This window comes from Bacillus infantis (assembly GCF_020171945.1).
Lineage (GTDB): Bacteria > Bacillota > Bacilli > Bacillales > Cytobacillaceae > Bacillus_AB > Bacillus_AB infantis_A.
Genome location: NZ_JAIVAP010000013.1, coordinates 115295 through 132045 on the forward strand (window position 1 = coordinate 115295; position 16751 = coordinate 132045).

Below are 16751 nucleotides of genomic sequence, written 5' to 3' on the forward strand. Positions count from 1 at the left end.
AGTTTTTACGTAAAGTAAATAAAGATATGAAGTTGGGAGGGTTTTATTTTGGATCCTAATCAAAAGAAGACAGAAGTTAAATGGGCAGGGGTCGGTTTAGCATTGGGCGCAGGTGTTGGGGCGATACTGGGAATTGTGGCGTACAATCAGCAATGGCTGGGCTGACAATAGACAGGTGCACCCGGCAATGGCTGCCTGGTTAATGTGATCTCAATTCTGATTATCATTGGGTTCATTTTTTTAGTAAGAAGCTGCTCTAACTGATAGAAAGGGGTGTCTTAATGGGAATAGCGAGAATCATGATAATAGCCATAATGGCAGGCACATACTCTGGAATATTGGATGATTTTCAACAGCGTTATGGACTTAATCTCATTCTTAGTCATGTGATCCTGGTACTCTTAACCTTTGCCACTGGCTATATTCTGTATAAGCCGGCAAAAAAAGTGAACGTGAACTAAGGGGAGGCCTGCTTATGAACTTAAATAACTTTCAGATTCTAGATGTGTCAAAGGATCAGATTGGAAGATACCTTAAATTGAAAGTGCAGCTTCCTGATGGTGACAGTGTAATCCGATGGGGGCTGGATGAGCTTACATACAGGCAAATTAAAGAGGTTGTATCCAAGAAGTATTTTGATTCACTTGCCACCGACTATCAATATGAAATGGTAACCTGTGTCGGGACATACAAGGAAAGTCTCAAGGAGCCGCCCGGTTACAGAGGGGCAATCAGATGTATCCAGGGGAGTCGTGCAGCAAGAATTGTGTTTCCTTGTTCATCGAAGTTTGCTGGAAATATGGAATGGTTCAAGAATGAGGTTAACAGAGTGGAAGATATAGAGCATTTGCTTTGGGAGAAATACCTTCCTTAAAATATACAATTTTTAGGAAGGTATTTTCAGCAGCCTATTGAAATATAAGAATGGTGATTCTGCCAATCAAATTTAGGTAAAGAGGTGTGCATGATGATTAAAGCGATGTATCCGTACTTGGTAATGAATGGGAATGGACAAGAGGCAGTGAGTTTCTACAAAAAAGCTCTAAATGCAGAAGTGGTTTCCGTCCAAACATTTGGCGATATGCCTGACAACCCGGAATTCCCTTCCCCGCCTGAAGTAAAGGACCGGGTACTGAACGCTCATTTGAAGGTTGGGGATGTGGATTTAATGCTTTCTGACACTTTCCCTGGACAGCCTTACCAAATTGGCTCTCAGGTGACGATCGCTCTTATGATAGATGAGTTAGAGCAAACGAAGGAAATATTCGCTAAGCTTCAGGATGGCGGGCGAGTGGACATGCCGCTCCAAGAAACCTTCTGGAGCCCGTTATATGGACAGGTGAGTGATAAATTCGGTGTGATGTGGCAGGTGTCTGCTGCGGCTAAGGAATAATGAATGGGGGACAGGTTCCCTTAAAATAGACGGCAAGGAGCGACGTTATGAAATTTCTGCTTACATCTGCAGGCGTTAATAATAAAAGCATACACGATGCGCTGGTTGAGTTGCTGAGCAAGCCGATCTCCGATTCCAATGCCCTGTGCATCCCAACCGCGATGTATGGACACCCCTGGGTTGGCCCGGGAGTTAAAGCATGGGAGTTCATCAGCGGAAGTCCCGATAATCCTATGGTCAATCTGGGCTGGAAGTCCGTCGGTGTGCTGGAGCTTACAGCGCTCCCAAGCATCGATGAAGACAGATGGGTGCCGCTGGTCCGGGAGACGGACGTCCTGCTGGTGTCGGGAGGGGACGCCCTCTACCTTAGCCACTGGATGCAGCAGTCCGGGCTGGCAGACCTCTTGCCGTCCCTTCAGGCAGTCTATGTGGGAATGAGTGCCGGGAGCATGGCGATGGCACCTCACATCGGGGAATACTTTGTTGGCTGGACTCCGCCCAACGGCGGTGATGCTGGGCTGGGACTGGTCGAATTTGCAATGTTTCCGCACCTGGAACACAAGATGCTTCCGGGCAACACCATGGCTGCGGCAGAGAAATGGGCCCGGAATGCACGGGCCAGCTTATGCCATGGACGATCAAACGGCTATAAAAGTGGTTGACGGAGCAGTAGAAGTTGTTTCTGAAGGACGGTGGAGACGGTTTTCTAACTGATTCCTGCAACAAAGATTCGCTTCCTTAAATGAATAGATTCCACTATTCTCGATAGCTGCCAGCCAGGTGGCTTTTTTTCTTTTTTCAAAAATGGGCAGCAAACAGCTTGAATGTTCTTGACAGACAATGCTAATCAGTAATACTATATAGTTAGTAATAAGTATTACCGAATACCAGTTATACAGAGTACTGAATATTTAAGTGAGATATAGACGGGGGTAAAAAGAATTGGAAAATATCACGGAAATGCTGAAAGGGGTGCTTGAGGGCTGTGTACTTGAAATCATCAGCCGCGGCGAAACTTACGGCTATGAAATCACCCAGCAGCTCCGGCAGCTCGGCTTTACTGAAGTGGTGGAAGGCACTGTTTACACCATTACCATGCGGCTGGAGAAAAATAATCTGGTGGATATTGAGAAAAAGCCTTCCACTGTTGGACCGCCGAGAAAGTTCTATACACTAAACGCAGCTGGCCAGGAGAAACTCAAGACTTTTTGGGAAAAATGGGCCTTTATCTCGGAAAAAATTGATGAACTTAAGAATAAACCAATCAAAAAGGAGAATGCAAAATGAGTATTTTTGAAAAAATCATCGGCAGCCTGGATGACAAGCGGGAATGGAAAGCGATGGAGGCGCGTGCGAAGGCACTTCCAAGCGAGTACACTGCCGCGTATAAAGCGATCCAGAAATATATGTGGACTGCAGGAGGCGGTCCCACCGATTGGAAGGGCACAAACCGCATCTTCACCGGCATTCTCGACCTTTTTGAGGAAGGGGCAGCCGAAGGCAAGAAAGTCACTGACCTGACTGGTGAAAACGTGGCTGCTTTCTGCGATGAGCTGGTGAAGGATGAGAAAACCTGGAATGACAAATATCGCAAGAAGCTGAATGATACCATTGGGCGAGGATAAAGGCGAAATATAACGATTGAAAAAGAATACCTACTGAATAGTCAGGTGTGAATGGATGCCTGCTATTCAGTATTATTTTTAGGCAGGTAATAAGTATTGCTGATTACCAGTATAACCAAGTAGTGACTTTTGCCAATTTAAAAGGGAGGAATTTATATGAACCATTCAGCGATTTCTGTTAAAGGGTTAACAAAATCCTTTAAAGACAAGGAAGTTTTAAAGGGGGTGGATTTTGAGGTGAGTCGCGGCGAAATTTTTGCATTGTTGGGTTCCAATGGGGCGGGCAAAACAACGACTGTAAACATTCTCTCGACGTTAGTGAAGGCAGATGATGGTAAAGTGAATATTTGTGGTTTTGATGTTCAGCGCGAGCCGGAGCATGTCCGCCAGAGCATCAGCCTTACCGGGCAGTTCGCAGCTATAGACGGCATGCTGACCGGGCGGGAAAACTTAATGATGATTGCTAGGCTAAGGGGAGTATCCGATCCAGCAAACGTCGCCGGCCAGCTGCTTTCCAGATTCAGCCTGACTGATGCGGCAAGCATCCGTGCAGATAAATATTCCGGCGGGATGAAGCGCCGGCTTGACCTCGCTATGAGCCTGATTGGGAGGCCTGAAGTAATTTTTCTCGATGAACCGACCACAGGACTTGATCCCGAAGCGCGGATAGAAGTGTGGAATACCGTCAAGAAGCTTGCCGGAAGCGGCACAACTATTTTGCTGACGACCCAGTATCTGGAGGAGGCCGAACAGCTGGCCGACCGCATCGCCATTCTGCATGATGGAAAAATCATCACCATTGGAACCCTTGCTGAACTTAAGGGGATGTTTCCGCCTGCAAAAGTGGAGTACATTGAAAAGCAGCCGGCATTGGAAGAAATATTCCTGGCGATCATCAGCAAAAAAGGAGGAGATGGAAATGAAAAGTAACACAGGGGTCCTGCTGGGGCGTTTAATGCGGAATATTATGCGCAGCCCGGACACAATTGTCACGGTGGCCATTACGCCGATCATGATGATGCTGCTGTTTGTTTACGTTTTTGGCGGGGCTATAGAAACGGGCACGGAAAACTACGTGAATTATTTACTGCCAGGTATTTTGCTTATCACAATTGCATCGGGCGTCGCTTATACATCCTTACGTCTCTTTAATGATGTGAAGAGCGGGCTGATGGCCCGTTTCGTTACGATGCCCATTAAGCGATCATCTATATTGTGGGCACATGTGCTGACTTCGCTGGTATCAAATGCACTCGCTGTTGCAGTTGTTATCCTTACTGCATTCTTAATGGGCTTCCGCCCACATGCTGATATCCTTGATTGGTTCGCCGCAGCCGGGATACTCCTGCTGTTTGCATTGGCCCTGACATGGCTGGCGGTCATTCCGGGGTTGACGGCGGGATCCATGGAAGGGGCCACAGCCTACTCATATCCGTTGATTTTTCTGCCTTTTATCAGTTCGGCTTTTGTCCCTACCGAAACCATGCCCAAAGCGGTTCGCATTTTTGCTGAGAACCAGCCAGTGACTTCGATTGTTAATTCGGTCCGTGCTCTCTTATATGGTGGAGCTGCCGGAAGCGGGATTTGGACCGCACTTGCCTGGTGCCTTGGCGTTATGTTCATTGCTTATTTGATTGCTGGTAAGGTCTTTAGACGGCAATTGGGGTAAGAAAAGGGGGAGGCTTTTTCGGGGTGTCTAGTAATTTGGTTATTTGGCCCAATAATCTACCAAATTCTCTTGTTAGTCTGCCGATTGCCCCCTCAAAGGTTGACTGGAGATCATCAGCAAACTATTTACACAGCATCTTTTTGGCTTCCAGCCCAGTCTGACACTATATTCAGCTGCCTATCCGGCGGCTTTTTTTTTATAACCGCCCAAATAAGTAAAAATAGATGTTACCATGGAACGATAGTGCTCTGTTGCTCCGTATTAGAGAATAGGAAAAAGGAGAGGGACCGGTGAAGAGATGTGAACAGAGGTACTCCTCTTTATAAATTTTGATTACCCTTTAGATTAAGGAGTGAAAATAATGAGTGAGAATATTGAAGGCATTGATTACAAAGAAGTGATTGAATATGCTCTAGATCCGCTGATTGTCCATTCACAGCTTAAAATCATTTATATTAATAAGGCAGCAGAGGACTTCTTTAGAGCTTCAAGGGATGAGGTCATCGGGGCCAGTCCTTTGGATATTTTCAAAGAAACCTCTAAACCCGCTATAACCAAAAGAATATCCGGAGCTTATAGTAAACCGGCGGAGGTTATTGAGGAAACGATATACAGAATGGATGGAACCCCGGTTGATGTAGAGTTATATTGTCACCCGATTAAGATAGGGGAGACAATGGCCATCCAGACTTATGTAAAAGATATCACGGAGAGAAAACAGCAGGAAATAGCTCGGCGCGAAATGAATATGTACATAAATGAACTGGCATCCCAGGCTGTCCCGCTCTTAGATGGAATTGCCGTCCTGCCGCTGTTGGGATCAGTGAATACTGACAGGGCAAAACAACTCCTGGAATTAGTACCGGTCAATGTTCAAAAGCACGGGATTAGCCATTTGATCATAGATTGTTCTGGCATCTACAGAATCGATCGTTTAGTAATTGACTCCCTCTTTAAAATTAACAATGTCCTAACATTACTTGGGGTCACATGCATTCTGACTGGCGTCAGACCTCAATTGGCTGCAGAGGCAGTAACACTTGGCATTAACCTGGATAACATCATCACTTTTACTAATGTAAAGGATGCCTTAAGTTATCTCGGTGTAAATAGTAAAACAAATATATCATTGTAAAAATATATTGGCAGGCTAAAATACAAAACCAGTAAAAAAGAGGATCTTCCATTAGGAAGATCCTCTTTAGTTTTCTGTGAAGCCGGATGGCCCGGCAGATTTCCAAGGATTTGAGCCTTAATTAATTTAGTCGATGGACACCTCAGTAAAATCAATTAATTAATTGAATTATTTTATAAAAAAATAAATTTATATAAAAAGTATTAAATCAATATTTGATTTTATTAATAAATGATGTATGATTTTATTAACTAAAAGAAAGGAGCATGGTATGGCGTATCCTTTACTCACTAATTGTCCTGTCTGCACAAATGCGCTGACAATCACCAAGCTGCAATGCGGCCATTGCCAAACAACCGTAGAAAACAAATTTGAGATTTCCAAACTGGCGGCTCTCGGTCAGGAACAGCTCCAATTTATTGAGATTTTCCTTAAATGCCGCGGAAATATCAAAGAGGTGGAAAAAGAGCTCGGCATCTCCTATCCGACTGTCAGAGGAAAACTGGATGACATCATCTCTGCGCTCGGATATTCCACCCAAAAGAAACAGGAAGTGGATAAGAAAAAGATTGTATCACTGCTTGAAAAAGGTGAAATCACAGCAGAGAAAGCCATTCAGTTATTAAAGGAGGGAGAATAGACCATGAAAGATGAAATTTCAAGGGTCCTAACGCTGGTGGAGGAAGGTAAGCTTGATAAGGAAAAAGCAGGTGAGCTGATTAATGTCTTGCAAGGCAAAGATCAGCCGGAGCTGGTGACCATAAAAAAAGATGTACCATATGGCAATAAGATGCTGAAGATTCGTGTAAATTCTAAAGAAGGGGATAATGTAAATGTGAATTTGCCGATCAACCTGGTCAAGGCTGTCCTTAAAGTAGGGACCAACATCGCTGAAAGAATCCCTGAAGCAGCGAAATATGTGAAGGATATCAATATCGACCTGCTCATCGAAGCCATTGAAAACGAGTTGGACGGACAAATTGTTGACATCATCTCGGCCAATGGCGACAAAGTGCTCGTGGTGATTGAATAATTATGTTAAAGGTCAAGGTGAAAGCTAAGGATAAAAAATTCTCCATCCCTGTCCCCTATTCTCTTTTAAACGTGGCTGGCTTGATTGTTACATCTAGAAGGATGAATCGCTTCATCAATAAAGCTATCGAAAAAGACGGAAGCAAATTTGTCCTCCCTGAAATTGACAGGAAAGACTTGAAGCCGCTGCTGAAGGCCATTTCCGATTACAAAGGCGTCACCCTTGTTGACACGAAATTGAAGGATGGAACTGAGGTAGTGGTGAAGCTCTAAAAATTAAAGGCAGCAAGGATGAGAACAAGCTGCTGGCCAACGGAACTGGTTTGTTAATAAGATGATAAAGAAGGGCTGATACTCTGATGTATCAGCCCTTTTACTTGTTCTCAAAATACATCCTTCCAGAAGCCTTTTTTACTGATTCGAAGAAGATATTTAAAGAAGCTGAAGCAAGGATGTTCATGTATAGACTTTTTATATTGGGCTAAACTATTTTAGAAAAAAATTGCAGGGGGTATGGACTGTGGAAACCAGTGATCATAGCACAAGACTAAGTTCATCGGAACTGGCAAACCTTTGGAGTCAATATTTAAATGACAGCTTATCTCACTGTGTGTTTCGTTATTTCCTTAATCATGTACAAGATAAAGATATTACTCAGGTACTGCAGTATGCCCTTGAATTAACGGAGAGGCATATGCAGAAGGTTGAAGGATTTCTTAAAATAGAAAATTATCCAACACCTAAGGGTTTTACTGATGAAGATGTTACAGTGGAAGCACCCGCTTTATTTACAGACACCTATATGATTGTTTATCTGCATATTATGGCTGTTCATGGATTGACCAGATACGCAGGGGCAATCGGCAATATTGTGGCAGAGGAGCAGCGGAAATATTTTATCGGTGTGATTTCTGAAACCTTGGAATTGTATGACCGGGCTACCAAGACCCTCGTGGATAAAGGGATAATCAGCAAACCACCTGCTTTTAACAATCATCAGAAAGTCGAATTTGTTAAGAAGCAAAGCTTTATGACAGGCTGGTTAGGAAAACGCAGGCCTATAAGTGCAGTGGAGGTAAGCGGTACATATCTCAATCTGCAGAAAACCATGACAAAGATTGTACTGGAATTAGGATTCAGTCAAGTTGCCAGATCGAAAGATGTTAAAAAGTTTATGGAAAGGGCGAGGGCGCTCTGCAACGACCACTTTAAAATCTTATCTTCCATGTTGACTGAAGATAACCTGCATGTTCCCAGGACATTCGAGTCAGAGGTGACCGATTCAACGATCCCGCCTTTTTCCGATAAGCTTATGATGTTTCATATAGCATCGCTCATCTCTTCGGCCATCGGTTATTATGGCGAGGCAATGGCGATCAGCCAGCGCAGGGATCTTGCAGCTGATTACGCAAGAATGATAACAGGAATTGGAGTGTTAGCTGAAGACGGCATGAACATATTGATAGAAAATGGTTGGATGGAACAGCCTCCTCTAGCAACAGATCATGAAGACCTGGCAAAAAATAGAAGATAAATGAATAAGAAAGATAAAGTCGTCGAGAGTATTTTATGGAGTATAGCCTTGCCAGGCTTTGCCCAAGTATTAAACGGGCAGCTTGTAAAAGGGTTCCTATTTATAGCGTTAGAAATCTTAATCAATGTGATGGCTAACTTCAATGAGATAATTCGTTTGAGTTTTATTGGCAATATAGAAGGTGCAATAGCGGAAACCAATTATTCCTGGCTAATGTTTTACCCATGCCTATACTTCTTCGCAATGTGGGATGCCTTCAAAGGGGCAGGAGGCGGGAGAGAACCTTACTCCTATCTTCCTTTTGTGTGCTCAGCTTATTTAGTTACAATAGGGATTATGTATTCAGCAGAGGCAAAAATATTCGGTGTATTATTGGGTTCGGTTTGGTTCCCGATGTTATGTGCTGCTCCAGGATTAATAATAGGCTTTTCTATTAAAAAAGTTCTTAAATTAAACCGAGGATAAACCCAGTCGTTTATCCTTTTTATAATTGCTTATATCTCCCGACCAAAAATCCTTTTCTTACTTTATGTTTTAACCTCCAAATAAAGGGAAAAAACCCTACTAAGCTAGTTAGTTAGATAGTATTTTAGGAGGGGGAAATGTGAAGGAACAGCAAGAGACTCTAGAAGCAAAAGATATTACTGTCGTGGACAGTTCGATGGCCAAGAAGTCCATGATGGGTACATCCATCGGCAATGCGATGGAGTGGTTTGATTTTGGAATTTATTCATTTTTGGCAGTTACGATGGGAAGGGTGTTTTTTCCGGAGATTGACCCATCTTTTCAATTAATATACGCGTTTGCCACGTTTGCGGTGGCATTTATCGCTCGTCCGCTCGGCGGGATGTTCTTTGGGATGCTTGGTGACCGGATAGGCAGGAAGAACGTGCTGGCCATTACGATGATCCTGATGGCGGCTTCCACACTCATCATCGGCTTGATCCCAGGCTTTGCAGCGATTGGGATAACAGCCCAAATTTTACTATTATCTGCGAGGCTTGTGCAAGGTTTTTCAACCGGCGGGGAATATGCCGGGGCTATGACCTACATAACTGAAACAACTCCTGATAAAAAACGCAGCTTCATGGCCAGCGGCCTCGAAGTTGGAACACTGGTCGGCTTTATTGCCGGCGCCGGGCTTGTTACGCTGCTGACCTTTATGCTTGGCAGTGAGGCGATGACGGCATGGGGCTGGAGGATTCCGTTCTTCATTGCCGCCCCGCTTGGAATCATCGGCTTCTACTTCCGCAATCATTTAGGTGAAACGCCTGCATTTGAGGCGATGAATGAATCAATTGAAGAGAAAAAGAAGGAAAGTGTAACGCTAAAAGAGATTTTTGCCGGACATTGGAGAGCGTTATTGACTTGTACGGCGATTGTTATTTTCTACAATGTCATGAGCTATACCGTGCTGACTTATATGCCGTCTTATATGTCAGAAGAGCTGGGGTACAGTGAAGGCAAAGGGCTCCTGCTGCTTGTTATTGTCATGATCGTCATGATCCCGATGGTATTGGCAATGGGGCATTTGAGCGACAAATTCGGCCGGAACCGTGTCCTGAAAGCAGGCTTGATTGGCGCAGTTGTCCTAAGCATCCCTGCTTTCATGCTTGTCCGTTCCGGCAGTACATCTGGCGCGTTCTTCGGATTGCTGATTCTCGGCATGCTGCTGACGACTATGCAGGGATCATTGCCGGCAACGCTGCCATCGCTGTTTTATACAAAAGTGCGCTATGGGGCACTGGCGATTACGTATAATACAGCAACGTCCCTGTTCGGAGGCACGACACCGCTGCTGGTCGCATGGCTGGTGAGCGTAACCGGCAATAATATGGTGCCGGCTTATTACCTGATGGGCATGTGCCTGTTCGGCATCATCATCGTTACCCTGTTTGTAAGAGAGACAGCCGGCCGTTCGCTTCGCGGCTCAGCACCGGTTGTTGAACGCCAGAGCGAGGTGAAGGAAGTCCTTAAGAATCCGGAGAGGGCTTACTGGTGGAAGAATGAAGGAAGAGCTGCCAGGAAAGGTGCTTTGGGTAAAGGGTTGCTGACTGGATTGTTGAATAAGCATTAGAAAAAGGTGCCTGACTCTAAACGCATACACGCTGTGCTGATGGAGTCAGGCATTTTTTTAATAAGGAGGGTGCAAGGTGAAAACCATTTCTTTGCGATTGGTATTTATCATAGTAGGGGCTTTGCTTGGGGGGCTCATTGTATATCTTATAAACGGGGAATTTCCATTGGGTGTCTTAGCAGGCTTTGCGGCCGGTTCGGTAATTATCCTTGTTTTAGCTGTATACAAAAGAAAGAAACGGGATACCTGAGACATGCGGAAAGGTTTGCTGCCCCTCTTTTCAGGAACCAAAAAAAGGTACCTTATCCCTGTATGGAAAGGCACCTCACTTATTCCAATAAGCCTTTGCTTCTTTCTCCAGCACCTTTAACCGTTTGTAGTAATCTGGAAACTCGTTAAGGTGGGCGAGGGCAATTTTTCCCGTGATGAGAGGGTCGTCGCCTGTTACATTCGTTTGGCTTGAGATTCTTCCGTGTTCGAGCTCTGTATTTACCCCTAGCCATAACTCATTCAAATCGAATCGGCTTGTTTGAAAATCGATTCCCAGCAGCAAAGCAATTGCGGCGGCTTCCTCTTTGGAAAAGGTCTTTTGCCTGGCAGCATTGTATGGATAGGTATATCGCACATCATGCCTATTGCTATTGATGATACGGTTATGGGAAGGGTAATTAAAATAGTACAATACGCATCGCTCCTAAAGGTGGATTACGTTAGGCTACTTATGAATATTCCTTTTAAGAGCGGGAAGTGTCTGTCCCTCTTACTTTAGCTTTTAATGGAAGCGGGGCAGGTACTGTAAAATCATCCCCTGCTGAACCCGCCTTCAGAATGGATGATCTGCCCGGTTATCCATCCGGCTTCATCGCTTGCCAGGAAGGCAATTAGCCTTGCGGTGTCATCTGGTGTGCCAATCCGGCCCATCGGAAACCTTGGAAGGAGGTGATTTCTGATATCATCTGTCATCCACGTCGAATCGGTTGGGCCTGGGTTAACAGCATTGACGGTGATCCCAAGTGGCGCAAGCTCTTGAGCTAATGACCGCGTAAAAGCAGAGATTGCTCCTTTGGTCGCTGCATAGGCCAGTTCCCCCGGCATTGGTCCTAAGTCCTGTCCGGATGTCATATTAATGATTCGTCCAAAAGGTGATTCCGACTGATTAAATTGGCGGGCAAATTCAGCACTTAAAAGAAAGGTGGACCTCATATTGACTGCGTAATGAAGGTCAAGTGTGCTGGCATCTAGTGTTTTATAATCGTTATTAATAGAATGAGCGGCATTATTAACCAGGATGGACGGAGTGCCCAATCGGCGTGCAGCTTCTTCATAAATCGCAAATGCCGCATTTGCATCTGATAGATCAACCTTCATAGCCTCACAGTGTACCCCATTATCGGCAAGTTCCACCCGAAATTGTTCAATCCACTCAGTGTCTGAACGCCAGTGTGTAAAAAATATATCAATATCCTGTGAAGCCAGCTTGCGGCAAATCGCTGTACCAATTTCATTATCACTGCTCGCACCAGTAACCAGTGCAATTTTTCTTTGAGAATGACTCATTGTATTTACCTCCCGGTATAGAGGGCGATCGGATGCCGGCATTGTAGATATTAATTCCTCATAGCTGCAGATATAGCAGATGTGCCCGTCATTAATCTCTTTTGACTTTTTATAAAAATGTATAAATAGACTGTTCATGGATGTCTCTATAGCTATAGATGTTTATATCATGAGCCAGCAATGACTATTCCACTAAACAGTGATAAATGCCCGAAATTCAATTGACTAATTTTTTCAAACAAATCGATTCCTCCCTGATAGCATCCCAAACACCATCACTATAACGGAAATGCCGATTAGCGTAGTTAGCGGCATTGTCCATGAATGAGTCAGGTCAAATAAATACCCGATGAACAGCGGTCCGATGGAGGCAAGGATATAGCCGGTCGATTGGGCCATGCCCGATAACTCAGCAGCCTGCCTGCCACTCCTGGCCCGCAGTCCTATGTAGCTGAGGGCGAGCGGGAAACTGCCGCCAAGAGCGATTCCAATCAGGATGATGCTGATAATCAAGAGCGGGTAGGTGGAACCGAACAGCAGTCCGCAGTAGCCGGCTGCCGCACAAAGGCTTAGTGCGAAGGCAATCCAGACTTGTGATTGATATCTGCCTGCAAGCACAGGGATGAAAAAGCTTGCAGGCAGTCCTACCAGCTGTGTGAAAGACAGCAGCCATCCTGCCGTTGCGATGCTGATTCCATGGCTGTGCAGGATTTCCGGAAGCCAGGAGATTGTCACATAAAACAAGGAAGACTGAAATCCCATGAAAAGCGCGAGCTGCCAGGCTAGAGGTGTCTTCCATATTTGCCTGGAAGCTGTTCCGGGATTTGGCATGACGGTGCCGGGATTGCTTTGATGGGATCTGAAAAGGAAAAGCCACACAGTGAATGCTGCAATTACCGGAATGGCCCATACCGCCTGGGCGCCCTGCCAGCCAAGATCGGCATCAACAGCCAGTGGAACACTTACCCCTGATGCGAGAGAAGCGATCAATCCCATGGAGGTGGTATACACACTTGTCATCAAGCCGAATTTATTGGGAAACTTATCTTTTACAACAGCAGGCAAAAGAACATTGCCGATAGCGATTCCCAATCCTGCGAGGAAAGTACCTGCGAAAAGAAAAAAGGCCATCGGAATTGAGCGGATGGCAATGCCGGTGAAAAGGGACAGCAGCCCTATCAGCAGTGTCCGCTCATTAGTCAGCTTCAGAGCAATCTTTGGCACCAGGGGAGACATGAACGCAAAAACGAGGAGCGGCAGGCTCATCAGCAGACCTGAACTCCAGTGCGCCAGCCCGATATCATCCTGTATGATTCCCACCAGCGGTCCTAAAGACGTAATGGCCGGCCGGAGATTAAATGCGACTAGAACGATCCCCGCAATGAATAAATACTGTTTTGCTGGATCCATTTTGGCTTTAGGATTCAGCTTCTCCATAAAACATTCCTTCTCTCATACCCATTTTTTCTCAAGTATAGCATAGCGGGAAGGTGATTGACCGGATAGGAAGGTTGATTAATTCGAAGTTTCTGACAATGTTTCACGTGGAACAAGTTTTTACGTTTTTTCAAAATAAAGGGATATGGTGATTTGGCGCAATGAAACCTCCGCACTGGAAGGAAATAACCTGCTATCACACGCCAAAAAAGGCCATCCTAAAACAGATAATAAAGATGAATATTGGACCGAAGTCATTTACAATAGAGTGGATTAGAAATAAGATATAACATCAAAAACAAATAGCGAAAAGAAGAGGAATGAGGCAACGATGTCAGTCAAGACAAATGGTTTTCGAATAGAGAAGGACTTTCTGGGGTCAAAAGAGGTTCCTGCACATGCGTACTATGGGATCCAGACACTGCGTGCGGTGGAGAATTTCCCGATTACCGGCTACCGGATCCATCCTGAGCTGATCAAGGCGATGGCGATGGTGAAGAAGGCAGCGGCAATGGCGAATGTGGAGGTCAAGGCTCTTTACTCAGGCATTGGCGACGCGGTTGTCCAGGCGGCAGATGAAATGCTTGCAGGCAACTGGCATGATCAAGTGATTGTCGATCCGATCCAGGGGGGAGCAGGGACTTCTTTTAATATGAACATGAATGAAGTGCTGGCAAACCGGGCGCTTGAAATCATGGGCAGGGAAAAAGGGGACTATCCATACTGCAGCCCGAACACCCATGTGAATATGTCACAGTCTACAAACGATTCCTTCCCGACAGCAATGCATATATCCATCCTCAAGGTGCTCGAGCAGCTGATTGATTCTATGGAGAACATGCATAAGGCATTTATGGCCAAAGCTGATCAGTTTAACCATGTGATCAAGATGGGCCGGACACATCTGCAGGATGCTGTGCCAATCAGGCTTGGGCAGGAGTTTGAAGCTTACAGCCGCGTGATTGAACGCGATATCAAGCGCATCAAGCAATCAAGGCAGCATTTATATGAATTGAATATGGGAGCGACAGCAGTCGGCACAGGCTTGAACGCACAGCCCCGCTACATTGAATTAGTGGTCGAATATTTGGCTGATATCAGCGGCCTGCCGTTCAAGGGGGCAGAGCATCTGGTCGATGCCACTCAGAATACAGATTCATATACAGAGGTCTCCAGCGCGCTGAAAATCTGTATGATCAATATGTCTAAAATTGCAAATGACCTGCGCCTGATGGCTTCCGGCCCTAGAGCGGGACTCGGGGAAATCTCTCTGCCGGCAAGGCAGCCGGGTTCATCCATCATGCCAGGCAAGGTTAATCCGGTTATGCCGGAGCTGATCAACCAGACTGCATTTCAGGTAATCGGCAACGACCAAACCATTTCGCTGGCCTCTGAAGCCGGACAGCTGGAACTGAATGTCATGGAGCCGGTGCTGATCTTCAACCTGCTGCAGTCAATCACGATCATGACCAACGCATTCAACTCATTCACTGACCACTGCGTCAAAGGAATCGAAGCGAATGAAGACCGGATGAAGCAATATGTAGAAAAAAGCGTCGGCATCATTACGGCCGTCAACCCGCATATCGGCTATGAAGTCGCTGCCAGGATCGCCAGAGAAGCGATACTGAACGGCGCTCCTGTCAGGGAACTTTGCCTGCAGTACGATGTGCTGACTGAAGAAGAGCTTGACCTGATTCTTGATCCGTATGAGATGACACACCCAGGCATCGCCGGAGCTGCTTTATTAGATAGAGACTAAAAAGTCAGGGAGAGATGAAAATGGAAATCGGAATCAGTACATTTGTGGAAACGACCCCTGACGTTAAAACGGGAGAAACCGCCAGCCATGCCCAGCGCCTCCGTGAGGTAGTCGAGGAAATCATCCTGGCCGATGAAGTCGGCTTGGACGTATTCGGCGTCGGTGAGCATCACAGAAAGGACTATGCCGCTTCTTCACCTGCCGTCGTCCTGGCGGCTGCTGCGCCGCAGACTAAGAAAATCCGCCTAACGAGTGCTGTCACCGTCCTGTCGTCTGCCGATCCAGTCCGCGTCTTTCAGGACTTTGCTACACTTGACGGCATCTCCAATGGCCGGGCAGAAATTATGGCCGGACGCGGTTCATTCATTGAATCATTCCCGCTGTTTGGCTATGATCTGCAGGATTATAATGAGCTTTTTGATGAAAAGCTGGGCCTGCTTCTGGCACTGCAAAAATCTGAAAAAGTGACATGGGCAGGAAACCACCGTCCGGCAATTGAAAATCTTGGCGTGTATCCGCGACCGGTCCAGGATCCATTGCCGATCTGGATCGGAAGCGGAGGCAGCAGTGATTCTGTCATCCGTGCCGGACTTCTGGGACTGCCGCTTGTCCTCGCGATCATTGGCGGGCGCCCGGTGCAGTTTGCTCCGCTCGTACAGCTGTACTACAGGGCTGCAGCACAAGCCGGGCATGACATTTCCAAGCTCCAGGTAGCTTCCCATTCTCATGGATTCGTGGCTGAAAGCAATGAAGAGGCAGCGGACAAGTTCTTCCCTCCGACCCAGCAGGCGATGAACGTCCTTGGCAGGGAACGGGGCTGGGGCCATTATGACCGTGTAGCCTTTGATGCGGCACGCAGCTTTGAAGGCGCCCTGTACGCAGGAGATCCAGAAACCGTTGCAAAAAAAATCATCGACCTTCGAAAGAACGTCGGCATTACCAGGTTCATGCACCATGTGCCAGTCGGCAGCATGCCGCATGAAGATGTCATGAAAAGCATTGAATTGCTGGGCAAGGAAGTCGCACCGATTGTGCGTGAGGAAATTGCCAAGTGGGAAGCAGAGCAGAAATAGAAATAGCGGAATCGGCAGAGGGACAGGTTTTTTGTCCCTCTGTTCATTATTTAGGCTGTGTTTCGAAGTGGTCATATAAAGTGGCTCTATACTAAATGTTGGGGTTCCTACACAAATTGAGACATAAAAAATGCACGTAATCATCCAGTCTTTTATACTTGAATTGTCGAGAAACAAGTATAGATTGGAGATACGTGCATAATGAATTCTAACATAAAATTGCCTGGATTTGAAGAAGTAGTGGTTCTATCAATGGAGGAAGTGGAAGAGAAGCTCCGCATACATGTAGAGATGCCTGTTAAAGCCCATGTTTGTCCGGTTTGTGGGACATCAACGGGGAAAATCCACGACTATCGGATACAGAAAATTAAGCATTTAAAGCTATTTGAAAGACAGACGCTGCTCTTCTATAAGAAGCGCCGCTATGCTTGTCAGTGTGGAAAGAAGTTTTCGGAAA

At 45.9% G+C, this 16751-nt stretch carries 20 protein-coding genes and 1 pseudogene; 18 read left to right on the forward strand and 3 right to left on the reverse strand.

Annotation, left to right across the window (positions count from 1 at the left end):
* Positions 1-475 precede the first annotated feature (475 nt).
* From LCM00_RS17120 to LCM00_RS17190, 15 genes and pseudogenes are all read left to right on the forward strand, one after another.
* Positions 476-874 (forward strand): hypothetical protein, encoded by a 399-nt coding sequence (locus tag LCM00_RS17120; protein ID WP_224904334.1) that lies wholly within the window; start codon positions 476-478, stop codon positions 872-874.
* 93 nt (positions 875-967) lie between these two features.
* Positions 968-1393: a VOC family protein gene (locus LCM00_RS17125; protein WP_224904336.1), complete on the forward strand. Its 426-nt coding sequence runs from the start codon at positions 968-970 to the stop codon at positions 1391-1393.
* Positions 1394-1440: 47 nt separating this feature from the next.
* Positions 1441-2107 (forward strand): annotated as a pseudogene (locus LCM00_RS17130) (Type 1 glutamine amidotransferase-like domain-containing protein).
* Between the two features lie 228 nt (positions 2108-2335).
* Positions 2336-2680, forward strand: a complete 345-nt coding sequence (locus LCM00_RS17135; protein WP_224904338.1) for a PadR family transcriptional regulator — start codon at positions 2336-2338, stop codon at positions 2678-2680.
* Positions 2677-3018, forward strand: coding sequence for a DUF1048 domain-containing protein (locus LCM00_RS17140; RefSeq protein WP_224904340.1), 342 nt, complete (start codon positions 2677-2679; stop codon positions 3016-3018). Before LCM00_RS17135 ends, LCM00_RS17140 begins: the two co-directional genes overlap by 4 nt.
* Before the next feature lie 156 nt (positions 3019-3174).
* Positions 3175-3948: an ABC transporter ATP-binding protein gene (locus LCM00_RS17145; protein ID WP_224904342.1), complete on the forward strand. Its 774-nt coding sequence runs from the start codon at positions 3175-3177 to the stop codon at positions 3946-3948.
* Positions 3938-4687 carry an ABC transporter permease gene (locus tag LCM00_RS17150; RefSeq protein WP_224904344.1) on the forward strand — a complete coding sequence of 250 codons (750 nt, stop codon included), beginning with the start codon at positions 3938-3940 and terminating at the stop codon, positions 4685-4687. Before LCM00_RS17145 ends, LCM00_RS17150 begins: the two co-directional genes overlap by 11 nt.
* A gap of 361 nt (positions 4688-5048) precedes the next feature.
* Positions 5049-5822 (forward strand): PAS domain S-box protein, encoded by a 774-nt coding sequence (locus LCM00_RS17155; protein ID WP_224904346.1) that lies wholly within the window; start codon positions 5049-5051, stop codon positions 5820-5822.
* 271 nt (positions 5823-6093) lie between these two features.
* On the forward strand, positions 6094-6462 hold the full coding sequence (locus LCM00_RS17160) for a DUF2089 domain-containing protein (RefSeq protein WP_224904348.1): 369 nt from the start codon (positions 6094-6096) through the stop codon (positions 6460-6462).
* A gap of 3 nt (positions 6463-6465) precedes the next feature.
* Complete coding sequence (locus tag LCM00_RS17165) at positions 6466-6855, forward strand: SHOCT-like domain-containing protein (RefSeq protein ID WP_224904349.1); 390 nt, start codon at positions 6466-6468, stop codon at positions 6853-6855.
* A 2-nt stretch (positions 6856-6857) separates the two neighbouring features.
* Complete coding sequence (locus LCM00_RS17170) at positions 6858-7127, forward strand: hypothetical protein (protein WP_224904351.1); 270 nt, start codon at positions 6858-6860, stop codon at positions 7125-7127.
* A gap of 247 nt (positions 7128-7374) precedes the next feature.
* Positions 7375-8388 (forward strand): DUF3231 family protein, encoded by a 1014-nt coding sequence (locus LCM00_RS17175; RefSeq protein ID WP_224904353.1) that lies wholly within the window; start codon positions 7375-7377, stop codon positions 8386-8388.
* A complete protein-coding gene (locus LCM00_RS17180; protein ID WP_224904355.1) occupies positions 8389-8853 on the forward strand; it encodes a hypothetical protein in 465 nt (154 codons plus the stop codon).
* A gap of 196 nt (positions 8854-9049) precedes the next feature.
* On the forward strand, positions 9050-10465 hold the full coding sequence (locus tag LCM00_RS17185) for an MFS transporter (protein ID WP_224904387.1): 1416 nt from the start codon (positions 9050-9052) through the stop codon (positions 10463-10465).
* Between the two features lie 76 nt (positions 10466-10541).
* Positions 10542-10715, forward strand: coding sequence for a hypothetical protein (locus LCM00_RS17190; protein ID WP_224904357.1), 174 nt, complete (start codon positions 10542-10544; stop codon positions 10713-10715).
* Positions 10716-10790: 75 nt separating this feature from the next.
* On the opposite strand, the gene LCM00_RS17195 is transcribed toward LCM00_RS17190, so the two are convergent.
* The 3 genes from LCM00_RS17195 to LCM00_RS17205 all read right to left on the reverse strand — a co-directional run bounded on the left by LCM00_RS17195 (position 10791) and on the right by LCM00_RS17205 (position 13432).
* A complete protein-coding gene (locus LCM00_RS17195; protein WP_224904359.1) occupies positions 10791-11147 on the reverse strand; it encodes a DUF5661 family protein in 357 nt (118 codons plus the stop codon).
* Positions 11148-11266: 119 nt separating this feature from the next.
* Positions 11267-12022: an SDR family oxidoreductase gene (locus tag LCM00_RS17200; protein ID WP_224904361.1), complete on the reverse strand. Its 756-nt coding sequence runs from the start codon at positions 12020-12022 to the stop codon at positions 11267-11269.
* 234 nt (positions 12023-12256) lie between these two features.
* The gene (locus LCM00_RS17205) at positions 12257-13432 is read right to left on the reverse strand and encodes a CynX/NimT family MFS transporter (RefSeq protein ID WP_224904363.1); all 1176 of its coding nucleotides are present in this window, start codon (positions 13430-13432) and stop codon (positions 12257-12259) included.
* Positions 13433-13790: 358 nt separating this feature from the next.
* Between LCM00_RS17205 and aspA the strand changes: the two genes are divergently transcribed.
* From aspA to LCM00_RS17220, 3 genes are all read left to right on the forward strand, one after another.
* A complete protein-coding gene (gene aspA, locus LCM00_RS17210) occupies positions 13791-15221 on the forward strand; it encodes an aspartate ammonia-lyase (protein WP_224904365.1) in 1431 nt (476 codons plus the stop codon).
* Positions 15222-15241: 20 nt separating this feature from the next.
* The gene (locus LCM00_RS17215) at positions 15242-16294 is read left to right on the forward strand and encodes an LLM class flavin-dependent oxidoreductase (RefSeq protein ID WP_224904367.1); all 1053 of its coding nucleotides are present in this window, start codon (positions 15242-15244) and stop codon (positions 16292-16294) included.
* Positions 16295-16495: 201 nt separating this feature from the next.
* Positions 16496-16751 (forward strand): transposase family protein (locus tag LCM00_RS17220; RefSeq protein ID WP_224904369.1); only part of this gene is annotated, 256 nt, incomplete at its 3' end.